At 37.7% G+C, this 24,432-nt stretch carries 21 protein-coding genes and 2 tRNA genes; 21 read left to right on the top strand and 2 right to left on the bottom strand.

The window, feature by feature from the left end:
* Positions 1-17: 17 nt before the first annotated feature.
* The 13 genes from racE to yihA all read left to right on the top strand — a co-directional run bounded on the left by racE (position 18) and on the right by yihA (position 14,337).
* Complete coding sequence (racE, locus tag ACZ427_RS10380; protein ID WP_461179425.1) at positions 18-842, top strand: glutamate racemase; 825 nt, start codon at positions 18-20, stop codon at positions 840-842.
* Between the two features lie 820 nt (positions 843-1,662).
* Positions 1,663-2,754, top strand: a complete 1,092-nt coding sequence (locus ACZ427_RS10375) for a GerMN domain-containing protein (RefSeq protein ID WP_461179308.1) — start codon at positions 1,663-1,665, stop codon at positions 2,752-2,754.
* A gap of 320 nt (positions 2,755-3,074) precedes the next feature.
* Positions 3,075-4,424 (top strand): ISLre2 family transposase, encoded by a 1,350-nt coding sequence (locus ACZ427_RS10370; protein ID WP_461180035.1) that lies wholly within the window; start codon positions 3,075-3,077, stop codon positions 4,422-4,424.
* 190 nt (positions 4,425-4,614) lie between these two features.
* Positions 4,615-5,364 carry a ribonuclease PH gene (gene rph / locus ACZ427_RS10365; protein ID WP_461177469.1) on the top strand — a complete coding sequence of 250 codons (750 nt, stop codon included), beginning with the start codon at positions 4,615-4,617 and terminating at the stop codon, positions 5,362-5,364.
* 10 nt (positions 5,365-5,374) lie between these two features.
* Complete coding sequence (locus ACZ427_RS10360; RefSeq protein ID WP_461177470.1) at positions 5,375-5,968, top strand: XTP/dITP diphosphatase; 594 nt, start codon at positions 5,375-5,377, stop codon at positions 5,966-5,968.
* 13 nt (positions 5,969-5,981) lie between these two features.
* The gene (locus ACZ427_RS10355; protein WP_461177471.1) at positions 5,982-6,491 is read left to right on the top strand and encodes a metallophosphoesterase family protein; all 510 of its coding nucleotides are present in this window, start codon (positions 5,982-5,984) and stop codon (positions 6,489-6,491) included.
* A gap of 220 nt (positions 6,492-6,711) precedes the next feature.
* Positions 6,712-6,785: transfer RNA gene (locus ACZ427_RS10350), tRNA-Gly, on the top strand.
* Positions 6,786-6,798: 13 nt separating this feature from the next.
* Positions 6,799-6,872: transfer RNA gene (locus ACZ427_RS10345), tRNA-Arg, on the top strand.
* A 325-nt stretch (positions 6,873-7,197) separates the two neighbouring features.
* Positions 7,198-8,184 (top strand): tetratricopeptide repeat protein, encoded by a 987-nt coding sequence (locus tag ACZ427_RS10340; protein WP_461177472.1) that lies wholly within the window; start codon positions 7,198-7,200, stop codon positions 8,182-8,184.
* Between the two features lie 131 nt (positions 8,185-8,315).
* On the top strand, positions 8,316-9,602 hold the full coding sequence (tig, locus tag ACZ427_RS10335) for a trigger factor (RefSeq protein ID WP_461177473.1): 1,287 nt from the start codon (positions 8,316-8,318) through the stop codon (positions 9,600-9,602).
* Between the two features lie 332 nt (positions 9,603-9,934).
* A complete protein-coding gene (gene clpX, locus ACZ427_RS10330; protein WP_461177474.1) occupies positions 9,935-11,212 on the top strand; it encodes an ATP-dependent protease ATP-binding subunit ClpX in 1,278 nt (425 codons plus the stop codon).
* 226 nt (positions 11,213-11,438) lie between these two features.
* Complete coding sequence (gene lon, locus ACZ427_RS10325) at positions 11,439-13,769, top strand: endopeptidase La (protein WP_461177475.1); 2,331 nt, start codon at positions 11,439-11,441, stop codon at positions 13,767-13,769.
* Positions 13,756-14,337, top strand: a complete 582-nt coding sequence (gene yihA, locus ACZ427_RS10320; RefSeq protein ID WP_461177476.1) for a ribosome biogenesis GTP-binding protein YihA/YsxC — start codon at positions 13,756-13,758, stop codon at positions 14,335-14,337. The genes lon and yihA overlap by 14 nt, the downstream gene beginning before the upstream one ends.
* 105 nt (positions 14,338-14,442) lie before the next feature.
* Here yihA and ACZ427_RS10315 read toward each other — a convergent pair whose 3' ends face one another.
* The gene (locus ACZ427_RS10315) at positions 14,443-14,925 is read right to left on the bottom strand and encodes a LiaI-LiaF-like domain-containing protein (RefSeq protein WP_461177477.1); all 483 of its coding nucleotides are present in this window, start codon (positions 14,923-14,925) and stop codon (positions 14,443-14,445) included.
* Between the two features lie 228 nt (positions 14,926-15,153).
* Here ACZ427_RS10315 and hemA point away from each other — a divergent pair, with 228 nt between their 5' ends.
* The 8 genes from hemA (at position 15,154) to ACZ427_RS10275 (ending at position 24,043) form a co-directional block, all read left to right on the top strand.
* Complete coding sequence (gene hemA, locus ACZ427_RS10310; RefSeq protein WP_461177478.1) at positions 15,154-16,527, top strand: glutamyl-tRNA reductase; 1,374 nt, start codon at positions 15,154-15,156, stop codon at positions 16,525-16,527.
* Positions 16,528-16,542: 15 nt separating this feature from the next.
* Positions 16,543-17,364, top strand: a complete 822-nt coding sequence (locus ACZ427_RS10305; protein ID WP_461177479.1) for a cytochrome C assembly family protein — start codon at positions 16,543-16,545, stop codon at positions 17,362-17,364.
* Positions 17,365-17,393: 29 nt separating this feature from the next.
* Positions 17,394-18,323, top strand: a complete 930-nt coding sequence (hemC, locus tag ACZ427_RS10300) for a hydroxymethylbilane synthase (protein WP_461177480.1) — start codon at positions 17,394-17,396, stop codon at positions 18,321-18,323.
* A complete protein-coding gene (locus tag ACZ427_RS10295; RefSeq protein WP_461177481.1) occupies positions 18,323-19,114 on the top strand; it encodes a uroporphyrinogen-III synthase in 792 nt (263 codons plus the stop codon). Before hemC ends, ACZ427_RS10295 begins: the two co-directional genes overlap by 1 nt.
* Complete coding sequence (gene hemB / locus ACZ427_RS10290) at positions 19,092-20,072, top strand: porphobilinogen synthase (protein WP_461177482.1); 981 nt, start codon at positions 19,092-19,094, stop codon at positions 20,070-20,072. Before ACZ427_RS10295 ends, hemB begins: the two co-directional genes overlap by 23 nt.
* A 33-nt stretch (positions 20,073-20,105) precedes the next feature.
* Positions 20,106-21,395: a glutamate-1-semialdehyde 2,1-aminomutase gene (gene hemL, locus ACZ427_RS10285; RefSeq protein ID WP_461177483.1), complete on the top strand. Its 1,290-nt coding sequence runs from the start codon at positions 20,106-20,108 to the stop codon at positions 21,393-21,395.
* A gap of 267 nt (positions 21,396-21,662) precedes the next feature.
* Entirely contained in the window at positions 21,663-22,742 is a 1,080-nt protein-coding gene (spoVID, locus tag ACZ427_RS10280) for a stage VI sporulation protein D (protein ID WP_461177484.1), read from the top strand.
* A gap of 287 nt (positions 22,743-23,029) precedes the next feature.
* Positions 23,030-24,043 (top strand): phosphotransferase, encoded by a 1,014-nt coding sequence (locus ACZ427_RS10275; RefSeq protein WP_461177485.1) that lies wholly within the window; start codon positions 23,030-23,032, stop codon positions 24,041-24,043.
* Here ACZ427_RS10275 and ACZ427_RS10270 read toward each other — a convergent pair.
* Positions 24,040-24,228: a hypothetical protein gene (locus tag ACZ427_RS10270; protein ID WP_461177486.1), complete on the bottom strand. Its 189-nt coding sequence runs from the start codon at positions 24,226-24,228 to the stop codon at positions 24,040-24,042. The genes ACZ427_RS10275 and ACZ427_RS10270 overlap by 4 nt on opposite strands.
* Positions 24,229-24,432: the final 204 nt, after the last annotated feature.

Genomic DNA, 24,432 nt, shown 5'->3' with positions numbered 1-24,432 from the left:
TAGAAGAGGCGATATACTTGGAGCAAGCTATTGGAGTTATTGATTCTGGTGTGGGGGGCTTAACAGTAGCACATGAACTCATGCGCCAGCTGCCAAAAGAGAAATTAATTTATTTAGGTGACACGGCCAGATGTCCCTATGGTCCAAGATCGAAAGCGGAGGTTCAAAAGTTCACATGGGAAATGGTTGATTTTTTATTGGAGAAGGATATAAAAATGCTTGTCATTGCATGTAATACCGCAACCGCTTTTACATTAAAAGATCTCCAGGAAAAATTGGATATCCCGGTTATTGGTGTTATTCAACCAGGTGCTCGTGCTGCAATTAAATTCACAAACAATAATCATGTAGGTATCATTGGAACGGAAGGAACAATCAGAAGTGGAGCGTACACAAAGGCACTTCAAGAAATCAAACCGGGTATCCGGGTAAACGCATTAGCCTGTCCTCTATTTGTACCTATGGTTGAGCAAGGAATTTTATCAGGTAGTCAAGCCGATGATGTTGTAGCGGATACATTGGAACCAATGAAAAGAATAAATAATATGGATACACTAATTCTTGGATGTACACATTATCCCTTGCTAAGGGATACAATTCAGAAAGTAATTGGAGAGAATGTTACGGTTATCTCATCCAGTGAAGAAACTGCCAGGGAAACCAGTACAATTTTGGATGTGCATAACCTATCAAGTGGACGGGAGGAAATGCCGGTTCATCAATTTTACGCAACCGGTAATCTAGATATATTTATGGAAATAGCTAAGAGTATTTTCACCCATACGCATTCCCTATTGCTTACAATAAAAAAAGCAGGCATCATCCAACAACAGGAGTCTTGAGTCAATGAGACTTCTGCTTTTTTATATGGTAAGAAATCAACATCACGGCTAACATCATGTACCATCTTTAATGAATACAACTAATTAAACCAGAAGTGTGTTTTCTATAAAACGGAACTACAGTTACTCGCCCCACCGAAATGATTTGGGATTGCGATTACTCATCCCATCAAAAAGACTTGGGACTGCGATTACTCGTCCCATCAAAAAAACCTGTTGTTTTTGACAGAAAAGATATAAAAGACGACGTAATTTTACCGTGATTTTGTTTCTTCCATTTCTTTTGAACCCGAGTGCTATCACAATCGCTTCGGCAGAATACTTCGCTTTCCGTGGGCACGGCTTTAGCCTCCTCAGAAGCAAAGAACGCTTCTTCCGGGGTCTTCAGACTCGTGCTATTCCCACAGTCTACGTATTCTGCCTACGCTTGGAGTGATGTTCTTTATAGAAAGGATAAAGCTCATGGAATTTATGTTTCATGAATGTATTCTCCCTTAAACAGAAAGCTATTCTAAGCAGCGCTGTATTAGCACCTATTTTGTAAGGATGAGAGGAAATCACTGTTAAGTTACTTCGTCTTTTATATCAACTGCGACCTTAAAGAGCAACAAAATTTCAGCGAAAGAGCCAACCAGAAAAAGGTATATTCTTGGTTTATCGTAGTTATAATAAATAATTTTTCTCGTACTAATATCAGTTGGGAGGCGGACTTGCGCTCTTGTTTTTCAAAAAATTATTCTGTTTTAATTTTGCATTGTTGGTCTATTTTTATGGTGTGCTCGTATATATAATAGTACAAACCATCATAGGGGGGAATGACATGCTGAAGCGCGGAATTTTTTTGACAGGGGCCTTGACATTGACCATTATATTGGCAGGTTGCTTTCAAGGAGAACAGTCATTAGAGGAAATAGACCCACCAGAAGATGCAGAAGCGGTGGATAATTTAGAAGAAGCAAAGGGCGAAGAATCTGAAGAAACGGAAGAGGTTTCCGAGGAAGAAGTTTCCGAGGAAGAAGTAACTGAATCAGAAACCGTAGCAAGACAATTATTTTTAGTTGATTCCAATGGTATGGTTGCATCTCAAACCTTGGAACTGCCGATGATTGAATCCAAAGAAGTAGCTGCTCAAGTGCTGGAACATTTAGTGAAAGGCGGACCAGTAACATCCATGCTGCCAAATGGATTTCAGGCTGTATTGCCTGAAGGAACTGAAATATTAGGTTTGAATTTGAATGAAAATGGTACGATGATTGTGGATGTTTCCGAGGAATTTGAAAATTATAAAGCGGAAGATGAATTAAAAATACTTGAAGCGATGACACATACATTGACACAATTTGACAGTGTAGAAAAGATGCAGTTGAGAATAAATGGTTCTCCGCAGGAATCCATGCCGGTTAATGGAACACCGATTGGTGAAGGTTATTCAAAAGCGAATGGAATTAATATTACAGACACAGATACATTGGATTTGGTTAATAGTAAGGCAGTAACAATGTATTATCCGGCAGAGCATAATGAAAATCGATATTATGTCCCAGTAACACAGTATATCGAAAATAATAGTGAGAACATGTTCAATTCAATTGTTCATAGCTTAATCGAAGGTCCCGGATACGATACAAATGTAACACATGTATTTAATGATAGTATTTCACTTACTCGTAAGCCAACATTAGACGATGGTGTGCTGGAATTAGAATTTAGTGATGAGATTCTGGCAGAAGCCGAACAAGCGGTAATTTCTGATGAAGTAATGGAATCATTGGTTCGAACACTAACTGAGCAACAATCAGTTGAAGCAGTTCAGGTAAAAGTTGAAAATGTGGATCAATTAGTGAATGAAAATGGCGAAACTTATGATGAGCCGGTCACGAGACAAACCTTTTCATCAACGGAAAAACTATAACTTTAAAGGCTGTTGATCACAGCCTTTTTTTCTTGTTCGCAGTTAAGTATAAAAGGACATATTAATTTGATGAGCCAAAGCCAGCCGATTGGGCTAAAGCCAGCACAAGCACCTTTAGATTTTGAAAAATGGTTAGAGTAAAATGTTTATGGGAGAACATATACCTCGTTTTTGGTGTTGAAGTCGTAAGACTTCAACACCAAAAATGAGGCCAGCAAGCGGAGCGCGATAGTAGTTGAAAAGCATTTTGAATGAAAAAAAGGACCTTCTTTTATATAGTTAAGTCTTCGACAACAACAACTATAGAAAGAGGTCCTCAAATGAAAGATATCATATCTACGCTAACAATGAAAGAATTAGAACAAATTACATACCGTGCTTTACAGGAAAGTTTTTCTCAGCTGATGGCAAAAACCCTTAAGGAATTAGATGAGGCGATTGCTTTAGGAAGAGATAAGCAAAGATTTTATTTAAAGGATAAAAGAACATTAAAGTTCGAATCTGTTTTTGGTCAGGTGGAACTGAAAAGAAATTACTATAAGGATAAAAAAACTGGAAAGTACGTCTATTTACTGGACCAATATTTGGCTTTTGATGGTACGAAGGGTATGAGTCCAGTGGTGCAGGATTTAGCTATTGAACTAGCTGTGACAGGTGTTTCCTATCGACAGGCTGGTAAAGCCATGGAGAAGCTTTTGGGCTACCCTGTAATCAGTCATGAAGGTATACGCCAACAGCTTTTGAATACGGAGGTAGTTCCGGAAGAATCAGTACCACTTGAAAATGATGTTGTATTTGTGGAGGTTGACGGGCTTTACACAAAAAGTCAGGAGAAAAACAAAAAAGGTAGGGAAATCAAGATTGCCAGTGTGCACCAGGGCTGGGAAATGAATGGCAAGCGAGCAAAGCTAGTTGAAAAGCGCCATTTCATTCATGAAGGGAAACTCCCGTTTTGGGAGGAATTTGAACAGTATTTAATGACGACTTTCGAGTATGATCCAACCAAGCACCATCTCGTTATTAACGGTGATGGAGCGAAGTGGATTACAGCCTGCCGGGATTATTTCCAGCACAACGCAACTTTTGTCATTGATCGTTTTCATGTTGCCCGGGATGTGCAGCGTTTATTTCGGGATCATTCCAGGTATCGTTCCATCCGAAAGAAGCTAGCAAAATATGACTGGGAAGGTTTCATGGTGGAGTTAAATAGCGCTGTGGGGACGCTTGATAATGAAAAGAAAGAAGAGCGATTGGAAGCGTTAATAGCGCAGCTTTCCCAATATCCGGAAGCACTGGGAGATTACCGTGAAAAATTAAAAGGAAAAGGCATAGACACAACAGGATTCCGTCCAATGGGAAGTGCAGAAGGTACAATGAGTTTTTTCGCTAGACGGCTTAAAAATGGGCGTAGTTGGAGTAATAAAGGACTTGATAAATTCATTGATATCATGGTCGCTTTGAAAGATAAACTGGAGATTAAGACGCTACATGGAATACTTGATCAGACGCAGGAATTAACACAGGAAAACAAAGAAGAAAAGCCACCTAAACACTTTGTAGAGAAGCTGAAGGATAGCGCTGCAGAAGCAACTCGGAACAACTTGGGTTATTTAAAACAGGCTCTTGGAAAACCAGTTACAGCTGCTTTAAAAGGGTTGCGAGGAATTTAAAAAAGTAAAAAAGTGTTAACGGACGGAGAGATATAAAACTGAAATCGCTACCAAAATTGGAGCTAAAACCATATAAAATAAGGGACTTTAAAAATCTCCCACAAATACTTGACTCGATCTGAAAAATGTATTAATGTGCTGCATTCGTGTAAAATATGTTAAGCTAATGGTTGAATAAGGAGGATTTTTGATGAGAAATGATGGACGAAAAATAAACGATTTACGATCAGTAACGATGACACCAAATTATATTACACACCCTGAAGGGTCTATTTTAATAGAAGTTGGAAATACGAAGGTCATCTGCAATGCGAGCGTTGAAGATAGAGTTCCTCCTTTTATGCGCGGCCAGGGCAAAGGTTGGATCACTGCAGAATACGCGATGTTACCACGTGCTACAGCACAGAGGAATATCAGAGAGTCATCCAAAGGTAAAGTCAGTGGAAGAACCATGGAGATACAACGACTAATCGGGAGAGCATTGCGTTCTGTTGTGGATTTAGACAAAATAGGAGAACGTACAGTTTGGGTTGATTGTGATGTTATTCAGGCTGATGGAGGGACAAGGACGGCTTCCATAACTGGGGCATTTGTTGCAGTCGTACTTGCTTTTGGTAAATTAATAGAAAAAAAGACAATAGCCAAAATGCCTGTCACTGATTTCCTCAGTGCAATTTCTGTTGGCGTATTACCTGATGGAACTGAAATTTTGGATTTGAATTATAAGGAGGATTCTGAAGCGTTTGTTGACATGAATGTTGTAATGAACGGCTCCGGGGAGTTTGTCGAATTACAGGGGACAGGGGAGGAAGCAACCTTTTCCTATAGCCAGTTGCAAAAGATGCTACAACTTGCAAACGAAGGCTTACAGCAGATAACTGAGAAGCAAAAAACAATCATAGGCGAATTGTCAGAGCGAATAGGTGAAACCAAAATATAGGAGACACGAAATGAAGCAGATTATGATTGCAACCAAAAATGAAGGAAAAGCAAAAGAGTTCAAAGACTTCTTTTCTACATATAATATAGAAGCCTTATCTTTATTGGATCTGACAGAAGAAGTCCCAGAAGTTGAAGAGACTGGTACGACCTTTGAAGAAAATGCAGCATTAAAGGCAGAACAAAATGCAGCTGTTTTATCCATTCCTGTGTTAGCAGATGATTCGGGATTGCTGATTGATGCATTGGACGGGAAACCGGGGATTTTTTCAGCCAGATATGCAGGTGAGAAGAAAAATGATCAGGAAAATATTGAAAAAGTTTTAGGTGAATTATCAGGAATCCCTGTCGAAAAAAGAACAGCCAGATTTGTTTGTGTTCTGGCTGTTGCAATTCCTGGCAAGAAAACACTCTTCCGAAAAGGTTATTGTGAAGGAAGTATTGCATTGAGTGAGGCAGGGCTAAATGGATTTGGCTATGATCCGATTTTTATCCCGACCAATCATCTAAAAACAATGGCAGAGCTATCTAAAGAAGAGAAAAATCAAATTAGTCATCGTAAAAATGCAATGGACCAGTTGAAAGACTGGATAAAAACAATATAGGAGGGTCTCTGATATGACGAAGGTTTTAATTTTAAGTGACAGCCATGGGTTGACCGACGAAATTGTAGAAATAAAAGAACGCCATCAATTAAACCATATGATTCATTGCGGAGATTCCGAATTGGATATGGATTTTCCAGAATTAGATGGGTTTTATAAAGTTGGCGGGAATACTGACCATGACACTCGATTTCCTGATGAACAAACAATAACGGTTGACGGACTCACTTTTTTTGTCGCACACGGCCATCTTCATAATGTAAAGGCTAATCTGATGACAATAGCCTATCGGGCGGAGGAAGTGTCTGCGCAAGTAATATGTTTCGGTCACACGCATGTGGCCGGTGCAGAGAAGCATGGAAACCAATTATTTATTAACCCTGGAAGTATTCGCCTACCAAGAAGTAGATCTGAAAGAACGTATGCAATCATGGAATGGGACAGTATAAATAATATTCAAGTGAACTTTTATACCACAAATGGACAGTTTGTAGAAGACATTTCATACAAAGTGTCTTTATAGAATTCAAAAGCTTGTCTTATAGTATTTAGCTATAAAGTACAAGCTTTTGTAAACTATTTTCCAATTTAACTGTTGACAAAAAACACTCTAATGCATATAATGATTCTTGTCCGTTAAAAAAATAACAACGGCAAGCGGATGTAGATTAATACAAGCAAATCTTCCACTGAATAGCCTGATAGATGCAGGGAGCTTTATTAAATATTACATCAATAAATATGCGGGTGTAGTTTAGTGGTAAAACCTCAGCCTTCCAAGCTGATGATGAGGGTTCGATTCCCTTCACCCGCTCCATACATACTACAGTGTCCCAGTAGCTCAGTAGGATAGAGCAACAGCCTTCTAAGCTGTGGGTCGCAGGTTCGAATCCTGCCTGGGACGTCATCAAAGAGAAACCTATTTTAATTTTATAGGTTTCTCTTTTTAATAGTTAAGAATTTTTAAATATTTGGCACCATATTAGACCTTGACCGTAAATGCCTCGGCAAGCTCCAGCGCTTACCCTCGATGTCTTAAGCAAGAAACTCCCGCATGAGATAGAACATCACTGTGAGTTTCGTACTTAAATCTATGCCTTGGGGGATCAGGCCCCAGAGCTTTTGTTAATTCCTTTTTGTCAGATGTTTTAGAAATAACAATTTTGGGAATATATATCAATTGACGGTACTATTAATACGATACATAATCATTAGGAAGGGGAGAATAAATGCAAAATCAATCTGCCAACGATAATGTCATTCTTTTTCCCAAGTGGAAGACCATATTGGAAGAAGAAAGTCTGCAAGCATTAAAGGAAAAGAAATACGAAAAAGCATTATCCAAATTAAATAAATTAATTAGTTATCAAGTTAATAAGCATGAGATTATCATTGGTAAATTAATTTGTCTGATGGAACTGGGGCGCTATAATGAAGCACAGAATTTGTGTGAGGAATTTTTAAATCGAAGGGATGAAAATTACTATCATTATTTTCATATCTATTTAACAATCCTCTTTCAGACAGATCAATATAGTTTATTAATGGAGCAAGTAGAATTCGAATTGGAAACAGATGCAATACCATCTGTGCTTAAAGAACAATTTGAGCAGCTTTATAACATAAGTGAAAAAATGAAAAGTGATTTATCCATAGAAGAGTCCAAGGCGCATTTACAAGATTTTTATAATGCTGTAAAGGAACGAAATCACACCAGACAATGGCATCTGGTTGAAAATCTAAGACGGTCGAGGGCAACGCCTGAGAGAAATATCATAAGTTATTTAGCTGATGAGGAAATTCACCCCGTCGTACAGACAGCGATTTTAAAATGGCTCAAGGATAGTGGGATTTCGCAAGATGTTGATATACATAAACTGGATTTACATAAAACCATTAAACCTACGGATGTTTTGGATATTAAAACAGACCCGACTTTTAAACAAATATATTTATTGAATAGTGAACTGGAACAAAAGAATCCATCATTATTTTATTTTCTGGATAAGCTCTTATTTCGCTATGCATATGTTCGCTATCCGATCATGCCTTCGGATGAAGATGCTGTACAAATTGCTGAAGCATTAAAACAGGTTGGATCAGAATATTTACATTTACATACACAATCAGAAGAAAAAATAAGTGATACAGTTACACTTTATATGAAAGAAATAAAGGTTTGTAATGCATTATATATGAGTATTTTTGAAGATTAATTGATGGATACGTTGACAAATGCTTGAAAGGCATAGTATGTATGTTATAATAAGATGGTTGTAAATTTGGTCATTATTATAATAATGAATGTGAAAAATGTATGAAACAATAGATTTTGGAGGGAATTTTTATGACAGCAAAATGGGAAAAGCAAGAAGGGAATATAGGGGTATTAACATTCGAAGTACCTGCAGATGAATTTGAAACAGCATTGGATCAGGCATTCAAAAAAGTTTCAAAAGATGTGCAGATTCCTGGTTTCCGTAAAGGGAAAATACCACGTAAAATATTTGAAAATCGCTTTGGTGTTGAATCACTGTATCAGGATGCAGTTGATATTGTTCTCCCGAATGCGTATGTAAAAGCGATTGATGAAGCGGCTATCGAACCAATTGAGCAGCCGGAAGTGGACATCGAGAATATCGAGCGGGGAGAAAACCTTGTTTTCACAGCGAAAGTTCAAGTTAAACCTGAAGTAACGCTGGGTGAATATAAAGGATTGGAAGTGGAAGAACAATCTGTAGAAGTTTCAGATGAAGAAGTTGAGGAAACAATAGAAAAGCTTCGTCAGGAACAGGCTGAACTTGTAGTGAAAGAAGAAGGAACTATCGAAGAAGGTGACACGGTTGTTATGGACTTTGAAGGTTTCCTTGATGGGGAGGCTTTTGAAGGCGGTAAGGGCGAAAATCATTCATTGGAAATTGGTTCCGGCCAATTTATTCCAGGGTTTGAAGAAAAACTGGTTGGAAAAGCAATTGATGCCGATACAGAAATTGAAGTAACATTCCCTGAAGACTATCACGCAGAAGATTTGGCTGGTAAAGAAGCAACATTCAAAGTTAATATTAGTGAAGTGAAATATAAAGAACTTCCTGAACTTGATGATGAATTTGCCAAAGATGTTGATGAAGAAGCAGAAACACTTGATGAGCTGAAAAATAAGAAAAAAGAAGAACTTGAAGGACAGAAACAGCAGGAAGCAGAAAACCAAAAACGTGAAACGCTGTTGGAAAAAGCATCTGACAATGCTCAAGTTGAAATCCCGGAAGTTATGGTAGATTCTGAATTGGACCGTATGGTGCAGGAATTTGAACAGCGTCTACAGGCGCAGGGTATGACAATGGAAATGTATTCACAATTTTCCGGTCAGGATGAAGCTGCATTAAAAGAACAAATGAAAGAGGATGCTGGGAAACGTGTTAAAACAAATCTCACACTAGAAGCAATCATTAATGCAGAAAACCTGGAAGTATCTGAAGAAGATGTTGAAGCGGAACTTGAGAAGATGGCTGGCATGTATGGTACAGATAAAGAGCAATTGAAACAAATGCTTGGTGGAAATACAGATATGTTGAAAAATGATCTGAAATTCAGTAAGGCAATTGATTTCCTTGCAGAGCAAAGTAAAACTGTATAATAAATCAATACAGGGTTGATTACAGGAAAATAAGGTTAATATGAAGACAAGGTGCGGATATTGATCCGCACCTTGTTTCCATTTCAAAAACAATCAATATAAGAGTAATTCCAAATATCACTACTTAAATTCAGCAAGTAACATATAGTATAAGTAATATGATTTGACTTTTTATTATTTTTATCCATAATAAAAACAAGTCAAAACAAAAGTGGAAACGCGTAAGGTGTTTTATTTTGTATTTCAATTTGCATCTGATATGATGACTATAAAAGTTGAATCCTAAGGTGAAAACAATGGGAGTAGATATAAACTTTTAGGGGTGAAGTGTATTGTTTAAATTTAATGAAGAAAAAGGACAACTAAAGTGTTCATTTTGTGGGAAGAGCCAGGAGCAGGTTCGTAAGCTAGTTGCGGGGCCTGGCGTTTATATATGTGATGAATGTATTGAGCTCTGCACAGAAATTGTTGAGGAAGAGCTTGGTACAGAAGAAGAAACAGAATTACAAGAGATTCCAAAACCGAGAGAAATAATGGAGACATTGGATGATTATGTTATTGGTCAGGATAAGGCTAAAAAGAATTTATCTGTAGCAGTTTATAATCATTATAAACGAATAAATACGCCGAAAAATTCGGATGATGTAGAACTGGCTAAAAGTAATATTGCTATGCTTGGACCAACAGGTAGCGGGAAAACATTGCTTGCTCAAACATTGGCACGTATTCTTAATGTTCCTTTTGCTATGGCAGATGCAACATCACTTACAGAAGCAGGTTATGTCGGTGAAGATGTAGAAAACATTCTATTGAAATTAATTCAGGCTGCTGATTACGATGTTGAAAAAGCTGAAAAAGGTATTATTTACATCGATGAAATTGATAAGGTTGCACGTAAGTCAGAGAATCCATCAATTACTCGTGACGTTTCAGGGGAAGGTGTGCAACAGGCACTATTGAAGATCCTTGAAGGTACAGTAGCCAGTGTTCCTCCACAAGGTGGGCGTAAGCATCCACATCAAGAATTTATCCAAATTGACACAACGAACGTTCTGTTTATTGTTGGTGGAGCTTTTGATGGAATCGATCAGGTTGTTAAACGCAGACTTGGTGAAAAAGTTATCGGCTTCGGTGCTGATATGGATCAGCAAGATCTTGCAACTGGGGAACTATTGCAAAAAGTATTACCTGAAGATTTATTGCGCTATGGGTTAATCCCTGAGTTTATTGGAAGAATTCCTATCGTAGCAAGTCTGGAGCCATTGGATGAAGAAGCTCTAATAGAGATTTTGACAAAACCAAAAAATGCGCTTGTTAAACAATATGAAAAGCTTTTCCAGATGGATGATGTAGAACTGGAGTTTGAAAAAGGAGCTCTGGTTGAGATATCTAAAAAAGCAATTGAACGTAAAACAGGTGCTCGCGGGCTGCGCTCCATCATTGAAGGTATCATGCTGGATGTTATGTTCGAATTGCCTTCCAGAGAAGACATTGAGAAATGTATCCTGACGAAAGATACTGTAATAGAAGAAGATGGCAGTCCCAAACTTGTTTTCAGAGACGGGACGGTTAAAGAAGGTAATAAGACGCTCCCTAGAGAAAGCGCATAAAAATTTTCAAGTTATAAGGCTGACCTGGCGTATAACCCCTGTTTCAAACAAGTAATAACAGGTGTGTGTATGACTCAGGTCAGCCTTTTGATATTTTTAGGGTAATATTTAAATGAAAGGTTATAATAGTACTGTTTCATTTAGTGTGTAAAATTTTACAAATAGCCAGCTTTTATATAAACTTTAAGAACATAAAGAAAATACATAGATTATGGAGGTACATTAGATGACAAAAGAAACGATACATATCCCCCTCCTTCCATTACGTGGGTTACTAGTGTTTCCCTCAATGGTTCTTCATCTTGATGTTGGTAGAGATAAATCTGTAGCAGCATTAGAAAAAGCAATGATGAATGATCAAACTGTTTTTCTGGCAGCTCAGAAGAAAGTGAGTTTGGATGAGCCTAAGCCTGAAGACATTTACCGGATTGGTACATTGACTAAGGTAAAACAAATGCTTAAATTACCAAATGGCACATTACGTGTACTGGTAGAAGGATTACATCGCGGGGAAATCATACAATACATTGAAGAAGAAGAAGAATTTATTGTAGAAATAGAGAAATTGGAAGATGAACACGATGAAATAAATGAAGAAGAAGCCTTGATGCGTTCACTATTGGGCCAATTTGAACAATACATAAAATTTTCCCGAAAAATCACACAGGAAACGTTTGCGACGGTTTCTGATATAGAAGAACCCGGGAGACTGGCAGATATTATTACCTCCCATTTATCATTAAAAGTAAAAGAAAAGCAAGAATTGCTCGAAATACAAAATGTGAAACAAAGACTGCAATATTTAGTTAAAATAATTTCAAATGAACAGAAGGTACTTGATTTAGAAAAAAAAATCGGCCAGCGGGTTAAAACCTCGATGGAAAAAACGCAAAAAGAATACTATTTGCGTGAGCAATTAAAAGCAATTCAAAAAGAACTCGGAGAGAAAGATGGCAAATCTGGGGAAGTAGGCCAACTTAGAGAGCAAATTGAGCAATCAGATATGCCTGAACGTATTCTGGAAGTGGCCATGAAAGAAGTAGGCCGCTACGAAAAAGTGCCACAAAGCTCTGCAGAAAGTTCTGTTATCCGTAACTATATCGAATGGCTAATCGCTTTGCCATGGACAAAGAAAACAAAGGATACGATTGAGATTGACCGTGCTGAAAAAATTCTTGATGAAGATCATTATGGACTTGAAAAAGTGAAAGAGCGTATTCTGGAATATCTGGCTGTGCAGAAGCTGACAAACTCTATCAAGGGACCAATCCTTTGTCTTGTGGGTCCGCCGGGTGTTGGGAAAACATCATTGGCGAAATCCATTGCACGGTCGATAAACAGAAAATTTGTCAGGGCTTCCTTGGGCGGTGTACGGGATGAGGCTGAAATAAGAGGGCATCGCAGGACCTATATCGGCGCAATGCCCGGAAGAGTTATTCAGGGAATGAAAAAAGCAGAAACAATCAATCCGGTATTTTTACTGGACGAGATTGATAAAATGTCCAATGATTTCCGTGGGGATCCTTCCTCAGCAATGTTGGAGGTGCTGGATCCGGAACAGAATAGTAATTTCAGTGATCACTATATTGAAGAAACCTATGATTTATCAAATGTTTTATTTGTAGCAACCGCTAATTATGTGACAAACATACCTGGACCTTTATTGGATCGAATGGAACTCATTTCAATTGCAGGTTATACGGAAGTAGAAAAACTGCATATTGCGAAAGAGCATTTATTACAGAAGCAGTTAAAAGAACATGGATTGAAAAAAAGTGATCTGCAAATTCGCGATGAGGCATTATTAAAGTTAATCCGGAGATATACACGAGAAGCAGGTGTTAGAAATCTGGAAAGACAGCTTGCTAAACTATGCAGAAAAGCAGCCAAATTAATTATTTCCAAGGAAAAGAAACGAGTCATTGTCACAGAAAAAAGCATAGAAGAAATCCTTGGAAAACCAGTTTTCCGCTATGGTTTGATGGAACGAGTCGATCAAGTGGGTGCTGCAACAGGACTTGCTTATACATCAGCAGGTGGAGATACATTATCTATTGAGGTATCACATTATCCTGGCAAAGGAAAACTTACATTAACGGGAAAACTGGGAGATGTCATGCAGGAATCTGCACAGGCTGCGTTCAGTTATATCCGCTCAAGAGCAACCGAGCTTCAAATTAATCCGGATTTCCATGAAACGTATGATATTCATATTCACGTTCCTGAAGGTGCGACACCAAAAGACGGCCCCTCAGCAGGGATTACAATGGCTACAGCCCTGGTATCAGCTCTAAGTGGAAGAGCAGTAAAAAAGGAAGTCGCAATGACCGGTGAAATTACACTTCGCGGACGCGTGCTGCCAATTGGCGGATTGAAGGAAAAATCACTAAGTGCCCACAGGGCTGGCATCACGACGGTTATTATTCCGGAAGAAAATGAAAAAGATATTGAAGATATTCCAGAGAGTGTAAGGGAAGCCTTAACATTTATTCCTGTCAGTCATTTGGATCAAGTGTTGGAACATGCACTCGTGGAGGATAACAATGAAAGTAACTAACGCGGAAATTGTAATCAGCGCTGTAAGCAAAAAACAATACCCGGACGACGGACTGCCGGAAATTGCGTTGGCCGGACGCTCCAATGTGGGCAAATCATCATTTATAAACAAATTAATTGGTCGAAAAAACCTGGCACGAACCTCATCCAAACCAGGGAAAACACAGACATTGAATTTTTATCGATTAAATGATGCATTTTATTTTGTAGATGTTCCGGGTTATGGTTATGCGAAAGTCTCCAAAAAAGAGCGTGAAAAATGGGGGCATATGATGGAAGAGTATTTTGAAACAAGGGAAACGCTAAAAACTGTTGTTTTAATTACAGATGCTCGCCATGAACCAACGAGAGATGATATTCAGATGTACGACTTTTTAAAATATTATAACCTTCCCGTTATTGTTATTGCGACAAAGCTGGATAAAATACCTAAAAATAAACGAGCAACATACGTGAAGCGAACAAAAGACACATTACAGGTAGAATCAGAGGATGAAGTAGTTCCTTTTTCATCAGAAACCGGAGAAGGTAAGGATGAGTCCTGGGCATTGTTAAGAAAATATTTATAGTACTAAGAAACAGCTGCTTTGCAGATGGAAAACTCTAAAAGTGGCTGTTTATTTTTATCGTTTTGACTGAAATAAAACCAACCCTCCCAGTTCGGGGGATTGGTTTTATTTTTTCTTTTTTAATAAGTATAACCCGACGACAATGAGAATAACTGGCCAGAACTTCTCAGTAAAATCAATAACCAGATAAATCCATGAAAGCCATTCAGGTAGCTGAATGGAGAAAATTAATAGAATAGAAACTGCAATAAGCAGAACCCCTGGAAATAACCCTTTTTTTGTTTTTGTGTATCTTATAAGAAATGCAATTCCTATGATAAGTGGATATGCAGCCCAATGATCAATCCAAAAGCTATAATGGTTCATACCATGAAGATGTATACCCATCCCCAAGACAATTGTACCTACAAATAAATTCTGGTATTTCCTCGCCCTATAACTATGTATAATCAGCGCTAGACCAACAATAATAAGTAACGTGGTCCATGAGTAAAAATCAGTGATAATTGGTACCTTTAATTCCTTCAACAGGAAGAATATACCTATTCCGATTAATATATAGGCGATAAGGGAATTTTGTCTTTTCAATCGATCACCTCACTTGTCCTCCGCAGTTTGAATTCTTGCTAATTGTATATCGGTATGATAAAGTACATTCGAGTTATTATTATATACGATTATACCTATATATTGTTTCAGAATCTGTTCACATTTACAAAAAAAATGAATGGATGCTTATGCTATAATAGTATTTAGGATATTTTTTAAGTTGATTACGTTAAATATATAGTAAAGTTATTTTTGGGGGTAGATAAAGTGCATATATTGAAAGTTGGATTTAACTACAAAACAGCCCCTGTGGAGATTAGAGAGAAGCTCACATTTTCCGAACACTCACTTCATGAAGCAATGACAGAATTAAAAGAGCGGAAAAGTATTCTGGAGAATGTAATTGTTTCCACTTGCAATCGTACAGAAATCTATGCAGTAGTTGATCAGGTTCATACAGGGCGGTATTATATAAAGAAATTTTTAGCTGATTGGTTTCAAATTGATAAAGAAGAATTTTCTTCTTATTTGAGGATCATGGAAGATGATGGTGCTTTGGAGCATTTATTCCGTGTGTCTACAGGCCTTGATTCAATGGTTTTAGGAGAAACACAAATCCTTGGTCAAGTAAAGCAGGCGTTTTTAACATCCCAGCAGTCAAAAACAACTGGAACCATTTTTAATGAATTGTTTAAACAGGCAATAACTTTTGGAAAGAAGATACAAAAAGACACTGCAATCGGAGCACACGCGGTTTCGGTAAGCTATGCCGCTGTTGAACTTGCCAAAAAGGTATTTGGTAACCTCAATAACAAACAGGTTGTAATACTGGGTGCAGGTGAAATGGGTGAACTGGCAGCAAAAAATCTTCAAGGATCTGGTGCGACAAATATTACGGTAATGAACCGTACCTATGAAAAAGCAGAAATGATGGCAGAGAAATTTGATGCAGATGTTGCTGATATCGATGATTTAATGGAAATATTGGAAAAGGCGGATATTTTAATTACTTCGACGGCTGCAGATTCTTTTGTACTAACCAAAGAAATGCTGGCACCTATTCACAAAAAGCGTAAAGGAAATCCGTTGTTCCTGGTTGATATCGCAGTTCCCAGAGACATCGATCCACAGATTAGTGAATTTGAAAATGTTTTCCTGTATGATATTGATGACCTGCAGCATGTTGTTGATGAAAACTTAGAATCAAGAAAATCAGCAGCAGTGGAAATTGAAATCATGATGGAGAAAGAAATCGTTATGTTCAAAGAATGGGTAAAAACTTTAGGTGTTGTGCCGGTGATTTCTGCGCTCCGTCATAAGGCACTTTCAATCCAGTCCGAAACGATGAAGAGCATTGAAAGAAAAATGCCGGATCTAACCGAACGTGAGAAAAAAGTATTAAACAAGCATACAAAAAGTATAATAAATCAGTTATTGAAAGAACCGGTTACACAGGCGAAAGAACTAGCCTCTTCAAATAAAGCAGAGGAATCACTGGAATTATTTGTGGACATCTTTGGAATTGAAGAGGAAGTAAAAACTGAATTTAAAAAACAGGCTACAAACAATGAAACACTCACAAAAATAAATAAAAACGAAAATGTATCCTTTTCATTAATCAGCAAAATAACAAGCATATAGGATGAAGGGATCCCAATGATGTTTGAAATGAAATGGCTTTTTGAATGTATACTTATTATTTATGGTCTAAGCTTGATTGGATACTTTATTGATTTTATTCAAAATAACCAGAAGGCAAATAGATTGGCTTTCTGGTTACTTGGCATGGTTTGGATCATTCAAGCGATATATTTTGGATACCAGACAGTTACCGAGAACAGTTTTCCAATTGCAACATTAAATGATAGCTTACTTTTGTATTCCTGGGTTTTGGTGACATCTTCACTGATAATAAACAGGTTGTTTCCTATCCGATTTATTGTGTTTTTTACAAATTTATTTGGATTTTTTATATTACTCTTGTATATTTTAACAAAAGCACAATACGACATGTACACAGATGGTATTGAATTAGTACATGAAATATTGATAACACATATCATTCTTGCGATTGTATCGTATGGATTTTTTACGATATCTTATCTTTTCTCTATGATGTATGTCGTACAATACCATTTTTTGAAAAACAAAAAGGGAATTAAATGGATGTGGCGGTTAGGTGATTTGAAGCTGTTGGATAGGTATTCGTTTACAGCTGTTACTATTGGTGTTCCACTTCTGATGATTAGTATCATCTCAGGTGTGGTGTGGGCGTATGTCACCAATGCGGAATTTTATTGGTTTGATATGAAGACAATTGGATCAATATTGGTATTGGCAGTGTATATTGTATATTTACTATTGCGGCTTGTGACAAAGTATCAGGGAAAAGCCATCGCAGTTTATAATACAGCAGCATTCCTGATTTTATTGGTGAATTTCTTTTTATTCAGTCTGTTATCGGATTTCCATTTCTGATGGATTACTTTAGAGGAGGAAAACAAACAATGCGTAAAATAGTTATAGGTTCACGTAAAAGTAATTTGGCAATAACTCAGACAGAATGGGTTATCAAGCAGCTTAAAGAGGCTGGCGTAAAGAATGAATTCGAAGTAAAAAAAATCGTAACAAAAGGTGATCGTATTCTGGATGTTACCTTATCGAAAGTTGGCGGGAAAGGTTTGTTTGTAAAAGAAATTGAACAAGCAATGTATGATAAAGAAGTTGACTTTGCTGTACATAGTATGAAAGATATGCCTTCCGTTATGCCGGAAGGATTGATGATATCAGCAATCCCGACGCGAGAGGATCATCGTGATGCCTTTATTGCGAAAAATAATGTTTTATTAAAGGATTTGCCAGCAGGTGCAATTGTAGGGACGAGCAGTTTGCGACGTTCAGCACAGATATTAGCAGAAAGACCCGATGTTTCCATTAAATGGATCCGTGGTAATATTGAAACCCGCTTAAGGAAATTACAGGAAGAAGATTTTGATGCGATTATTTTAGCGGTATCCGGATTAAAACGTGTCGGTTTAAGTGAGGATCTCATCACTGAATATCTGGAACCTGAAGTTTGTGTTCCTGCAGTAGGTCAGGGAGCATTAGCAATTGAAACCCGTGAAGATGACGATGAGCTTCATGAATTACTAACGAAAATAAAAGATGAACACACAACAAAGACAGTTATTGCAGAAAGAACATTTCTTCATTTATTGGAAGGCGGCTGTCAGGTACCTATTGGTGGTTATGCATATTTAGAAGAAAATGACATCGTTCTAACTGCACTTGTAGGCACTCCGGATGGTAAAACAATTTTGAAAGAAGTAGTTCGCGGTACCGATCCGAAGAAAGTAGGAGAAGAAGCTGCTGATAAGTTAATTAGTCAGGGTGCAAAAGAGATTGTAGATCAGGTGAAAGAGGAGCTAGATCAGTAATGTCGATGTCATTACATGGAAAGAAAATTTTAATCACAAGAGAAGAGAAACAGGCAAAAGAGTTTGCAAAAAAGGTTCTGCAGTATAACGGAATACCTGTTGAAGTTCCTCTTTTGAAAATTTCATGTATGGATCGAGATGAAAACAAGCAAATTCTTCAGGGTTTAAATAACTATGAGTGGATATTTTTTACAAGTTCAAATGGGGTAGACTGTTTTTTTCAATTAGCAGAGAAACACCTAATTGACACGAAGATAATAAGGGATAAAAAGGTGGCAGTTGTTGGTCATAAGACTGAAGATGCATTAAAGAAATACGGGTTTTCTGCCAATTTTATTCCGGAAATTTATAATGCGGATGTAATGGCATATGAATTCTTAAAAAACTTCGCAGGTGCCGGCCCAGTTCTATTGGTACGCGGAAATCGTTCAAGGGAGGTTCTCCCATTAGAATTTTCGAAGTTTGGAATTCCTTATTCATCGATTGAAGTGTATGAAACCTGCTTAAATTATCAAATGAGTGAAACATTGAATGAAACCTTAAAACGAAATGATGTGGATTTTGTAACATTTACAAGTCCATCAACAGTCGAAGCGTTTTCTGAAATGACGTCACTTCGTAATTTTAAGTGTGTTTGTATTGGTACAACAACAGAAAAGCGGGCAATGGAATTTGGTTTCACCCCTATTTTCACACCGAACAAGGAATTCACCATTGACAGCATGCTTGTATGCATTAATAACTATATTTTACGGGGGATAGATGAAAATGAAAATAAATCAGGATTTTAAACGCCACCGCAGACTGAGATCTTCCGCTTCCATGCGCTCCCTGGTCCGCGAAAATCATTTACGAACAGAGGACTTTATTTATCCGATTTTTATTCTTGAGGGGACGAATACGAAAAATGAAGTACCTTCCATGCCGGGAGTTTCTCAAATCACCCTTGATTTATTGAAGGACGAATTGAAGGAGATTTATGAACTGGGAATAAGAGCAATGATGATCTTTGGCGTGCCGAATGATAAGGATGAAGAGGGTACTGGAGCTTTTATCGAAAATGGTATTGTACAAGAAGCAACCCGGATTATTAAAGGGGAATACCCGGAGATACTCGTTGTTGCAGATACTTGCCTTTGTGAATATACTTCACATGGTCATTGTGGAGTCATTCATAACCATGACGTTGATAATGATGAATCACTTAAGCTATTAGCAAAAACTGCTGTATCACAAGCTAAAGCAGGAGCAGATATTATTGCACCGTCTAATATGATGGATGGGTTTGTAGCCGTGATTCGTGAGGCATTGGATGAAGAAGGCTTCCAAAATATTCCGATTATGTCCTACGCTGTGAAATATGCTTCATCGTTTTTCGGACCATTCAGGGACGCGGCAGACAGCACACCACAATTCGGTGATAGAAAAACATATCAAATGGATCCGGCAAACCGGTTGGAAGCATTAAGAGAGGCGGAATCGGATGTTGAAGAAGGAGCTGATTTCCTGATTGTAAAACCAGCATTATCCTATCTTGATATCGTTCGTGATGTACGAAACACTGTGAATGTGCCAGTTGTTGCATATAATGTGAGTGGGGAGTATGCAATGGTTAAAGCTGCGGCACAAAACGGCTGGATAAATGAGGAAGAATTAGTTTTGGAAAAACTGACCGCGATGAAACGTGCTGGTGCAGATTTAATTATTACATATTTTGCAAAAGATGTAGCAAAATGGTTGAATAAATAGGAATGAAAAAATTTGTAGTTGGGGTGAATTATTATGAAGCGCTTTAATCATTCAGAAGACGCATATAAAGAAGCAGTCGATTTGATGCCTGGCGGAGTCAACTCCCCTGTAAGGGCGTTTAAATCCGTAGGCATGTCACCAATCTTTATGGAGTCGGGTGAAGGGTCAAAAATCAGAGATATTGATGGAAATGAATATCTTGACTATGTATTAAGCTGGGGCCCTCTTATTTTAGGTCACGCGGATGAACAAGTTGTTGCAAAGCTTCAGGAAACTGCAGCTAAAGGTACCAGTTTTGGAGCTCCGACACTCCTGGAGAATAAACTTGCTCGTCTTGTTATTGAACGTGTTCCATCCATTGAAATGCTGCGAATGGTCAACTCCGGTACAGAAGCAACAATGAGTGCCTTGCGTCTTGCCAGAGGATACACGGGCAGAAATAAAATTCTAAAGTTCGAAGGGAATTATCATGGGCATGGAGATTCTCTACTAATTAAAGCCGGATCAGGTGTAGCTACCCTGGGTTTGCCGGATAGCCCTGGTGTACCTGAGTCCATTGCAAAAAATACCATTACAGTACCATATAATGATATGGAAAGTGTGCGCTATGCTTTTGAAGAATATGGAAATGATATTGCTGCTGTGATTGTTGAACCAGTTTCAGGTAACATGGGTGTTGTACCACCAAAAAATAACTTTCTGCAGAATTTAAGAACAATAACTGAAGAGAATGACACATTGTTAATTTTTGATGAAGTAATGACAGGTTTCCGTGTGGGTTATAACTGTGCACAGGGTCATTTTGGAATAACACCTGATTTAACCTGCCTTGGCAAGGTAATCGGTGGCGGTTTACCAGTTGGGGCTTATGGCGGTAAACGTGAAATTATGGAAAGTGTTGCGCCAACAGGTTCTATTTACCAGGCAGGTACATTATCTGGAAACCCCTTGGCAATGACTGCCGGTTTTGAGACATTAAATGCATTGGATGAATCATCATATGAAAAAATTAATGCAAAAGTGGATCGACTGGTGGAAGGATTTAAGCAAGCCGCATCAGAATATGATATCCCATTGCATATTAATCGTGCAGGATCAATGGTGGGAGTTTTCTTCACAAATGATGAAGTAATAAATTTTGAAACTGCGCAAAGCTCCAATTTGGATTATTTTGCTCAATATTATCGTGCAATGATTGAGGAAGGTATCTTTTTACCACCTTCTCAGTTTGAAGGATTATTCCTTTCAACCGCACATTCAGATGAGGATATTGAAAAAACCATCCAGGCAATACGAAATGCATTTGCAAAAATTAATAAGTAATAGTAATCCAAAAAGCTACTCCTTTAAACAGAGTAGCTTTTTTTAATAAGATATAAATTTGGCAGTATATATGTTGGCTCCAATATAAGCCAAGTCCATCCCCAGTGCCTACACCCCAAAGGTCTTTATGTAAATATAAATCTTCCTTGCTGCATGAATTCAGGCTTAGGTTTTTAACATACATACGCATATCCTTCCTTAGATACTCATATAGATAACTTAGACATATTAGCATATGACAGATGTAAGTTGGAGGGAGGAGTTCATTTGTCAAATGATCAACCGGTTTTCAGTTTCGAGTTAAATGAATCCCTTTATTTTGAGAAGGGACAGGAAGTTGCGGAAATGAGAGGGATTTCCTTGGATCCGGAAATATCCATTCAATCATTTAGTGAGTATGTTTCTATAAAAGGAGTGATTGAGCTTCGGGGAGAATATCAAAAAGTAGAATCCTTAGAAGATGATAGTCCTTCAAATGATTTTGATGACTTTCATTCCAGACGCTACGTGGAAAGTGTTATTGATACAAATGAAATGTCTGCTGAATTTTCACATCGGTTTCCTGTGGAAATATCCGTACCATCCCATCGGGTAGAAGACATGAACGATGTTACAGTAAGTATACAGTCATTTGATTATGAAATACCTGATCACAGTCATTTAAAACTATATTCTATGATTGGTATTAGTGGTATTAACAACCAAACGGAAGAACCACGTAAAGAAAATAATGAAGAAGGGGTTGAGAGTGAACAGGAAGCAGAACCCTTTTCGATGGCAAGAGAAGCAGATGATACATTTGAATTTGAAATTAAAGAAAAGGAAGAAAAAGCCCCCCAAGATCTAGCTGAATCATTCTCCTCTTCGGAAATACCGGATTTACCTGCTGAAATTGAGGAGGACACTGATGAAGGGACCGGTGAGGACAATCGCTGGAAGTATAAGGAAACTCAGACATTAAAGGAATTTTTTGATAAACAGGCGATGAAAGATCAGAAAGACGGTTCCCATGTATCATCAGACTATTCACCCTCTGACAGCGCTAATGAGGTTGAGGAAGGGTATGAGCATAAGGGGGAAGAACAATTATCCGACAACTATGAGAATGAAGAAGGTCGTACAGAGGATATGGAGGATGTAAGTTACTTGGCTGATATGTTTAGGCATTCGGAAGAGGAAGCGTACACAAAAATGAGACTTTGCATTGTGCAGGATAAAGATACAATTGAATCCATTGCAGAACGCTATCAAATTACAACATTGCAATTGATCAAGCAAAATAATTTGGATGAAGACTTTGACATATCAGAAGGTCAATTACTCCGCATTCCACATATAATAAAATAAATCACTTCACCCCTTGGCCAGCTAGTTCAGGGGGTATCTAATTTTTTAGCAGTTAAGAAAAGTATAAAACTTCCTACTGCATAAGTGCAACTAGGGCCTTTCGCACAAGGGCTTGGCGAAAAGCCAAGTTTTCTAACAGATGGTTATTTTTTAAAAAGTTTGTTGCTATAACAAAAACAGCTAAACGGATTGGAAGCTCATATGGCTACGTTCTTCGTAGTCACCAATTATGAAAAATAAATCATAGTATTATTGTTTGTCAGTCTATACAGGTGGTGAAATAAAAGGTGGAATTAATCAAAAAAGTATTGAATTCCTATGCGGTCTACCCGCAGCAAATAGAAGAAAAGACAGATCGGTTATTCCGTATTAGCGATGGGCATCGTGAATATGCACTTAAACAAAGCTTATTATCCGAAGGGACAGTCGCAAACTGGGAAAACGTTTATCATGCCGCATTTTCGCAAAACATATCTTCAATTTTACCGGTATATCAAACACAAAAAGGAAACCTGTATGTCGAGATGGATCAATCGATCTTTTATTTGACCCCCTGGATAGAAGCTTCTGCTGCACAAAATAGGAAACAGATCATCGAAAACTTATATCAAAGCATAGGAAATGTTCATGCAAAAACGAAAAAATCCGTTTCTGTTTCCACTGAAAATCTGGCTAGTGAATTCAATACATTTAAAGCGTTTTGTGAAAATACCCATCGGGATATATTTTCTTATGTGCAGCAATTTGAGAAAAACAGATATATGTCCCCTTTTGAATTATTGGTTTGTACACACTATCGTGACTTGGAATATGCGACCAAAGAAATCAAAAAACGAATTGATCAGTTAACGAATAAAAAAGAAGAGAAGACGCAATGGAATTATAGCTTATGTCATGGTAATTTAAAATTTTCACATCTGCTTCACGGAAATCAATCCTTTCTCATTAACTGGGAAAACGCCTATTACGATAATGCTGTCATGGATTTAGCTTCATTCTTAAACAATGAAACACTGTATTATGATCAGCCCGGCGAATTGTTAATTGAAATGTTTTCCACATACTATAAGGAAAATGAATTAACAAAGGATGAATTCTATTTGTTGATTATTTATTTATTAAATCCGGCCAATTATTTAAAGACCGTGCAACAATATGTTAATAACACAACACACGACACTATGATTAACAGGATAATAAAATTGCAGCATGCATATCGCAGACTCCTATTCGGTCTGCATTGGTCCCGGTATGTCGAGGAGGAATATGAATCCATTACCTTGGAAGATCTTGAAAATTAAATCCATTCCAGATAAAAAGCTATAAATAAACCAACAAGCAACCCTAGAAGGAATACATCCAAAGTTGATGGAAAAAACAGCGTACGAATCAGCTGGAAAATCAAGATTGGTAACGTTACTTTCTCAATAACGATAATGCAATGTCTTGCCCATGAAGGAAGTCGATAGCGATAATAACGAGCCATTTAAAATTCACCCCTTTGAGTCAGAAAATCTGTTTATTGTTCATCTTTTAGCAGTAAGACCTGTGGAACTCATACAGCAGAAAAATTTGACATCTTCACAGTTGCAATAGGCTTCCAAAATGTTTTTATTTAATATAATATGTATATATGCAGTTGTTTTGTGCAAAAACAATACTAATAGTTGACGTTCTCTCTTGTTATGGA

It is taken from the genome of Virgibacillus ainsalahensis, from assembly GCF_055380755.1.
The sequence above is the reverse complement of the archived record's forward strand: the minus strand, read 5'-3'. Positions and strand labels throughout refer to the sequence as shown.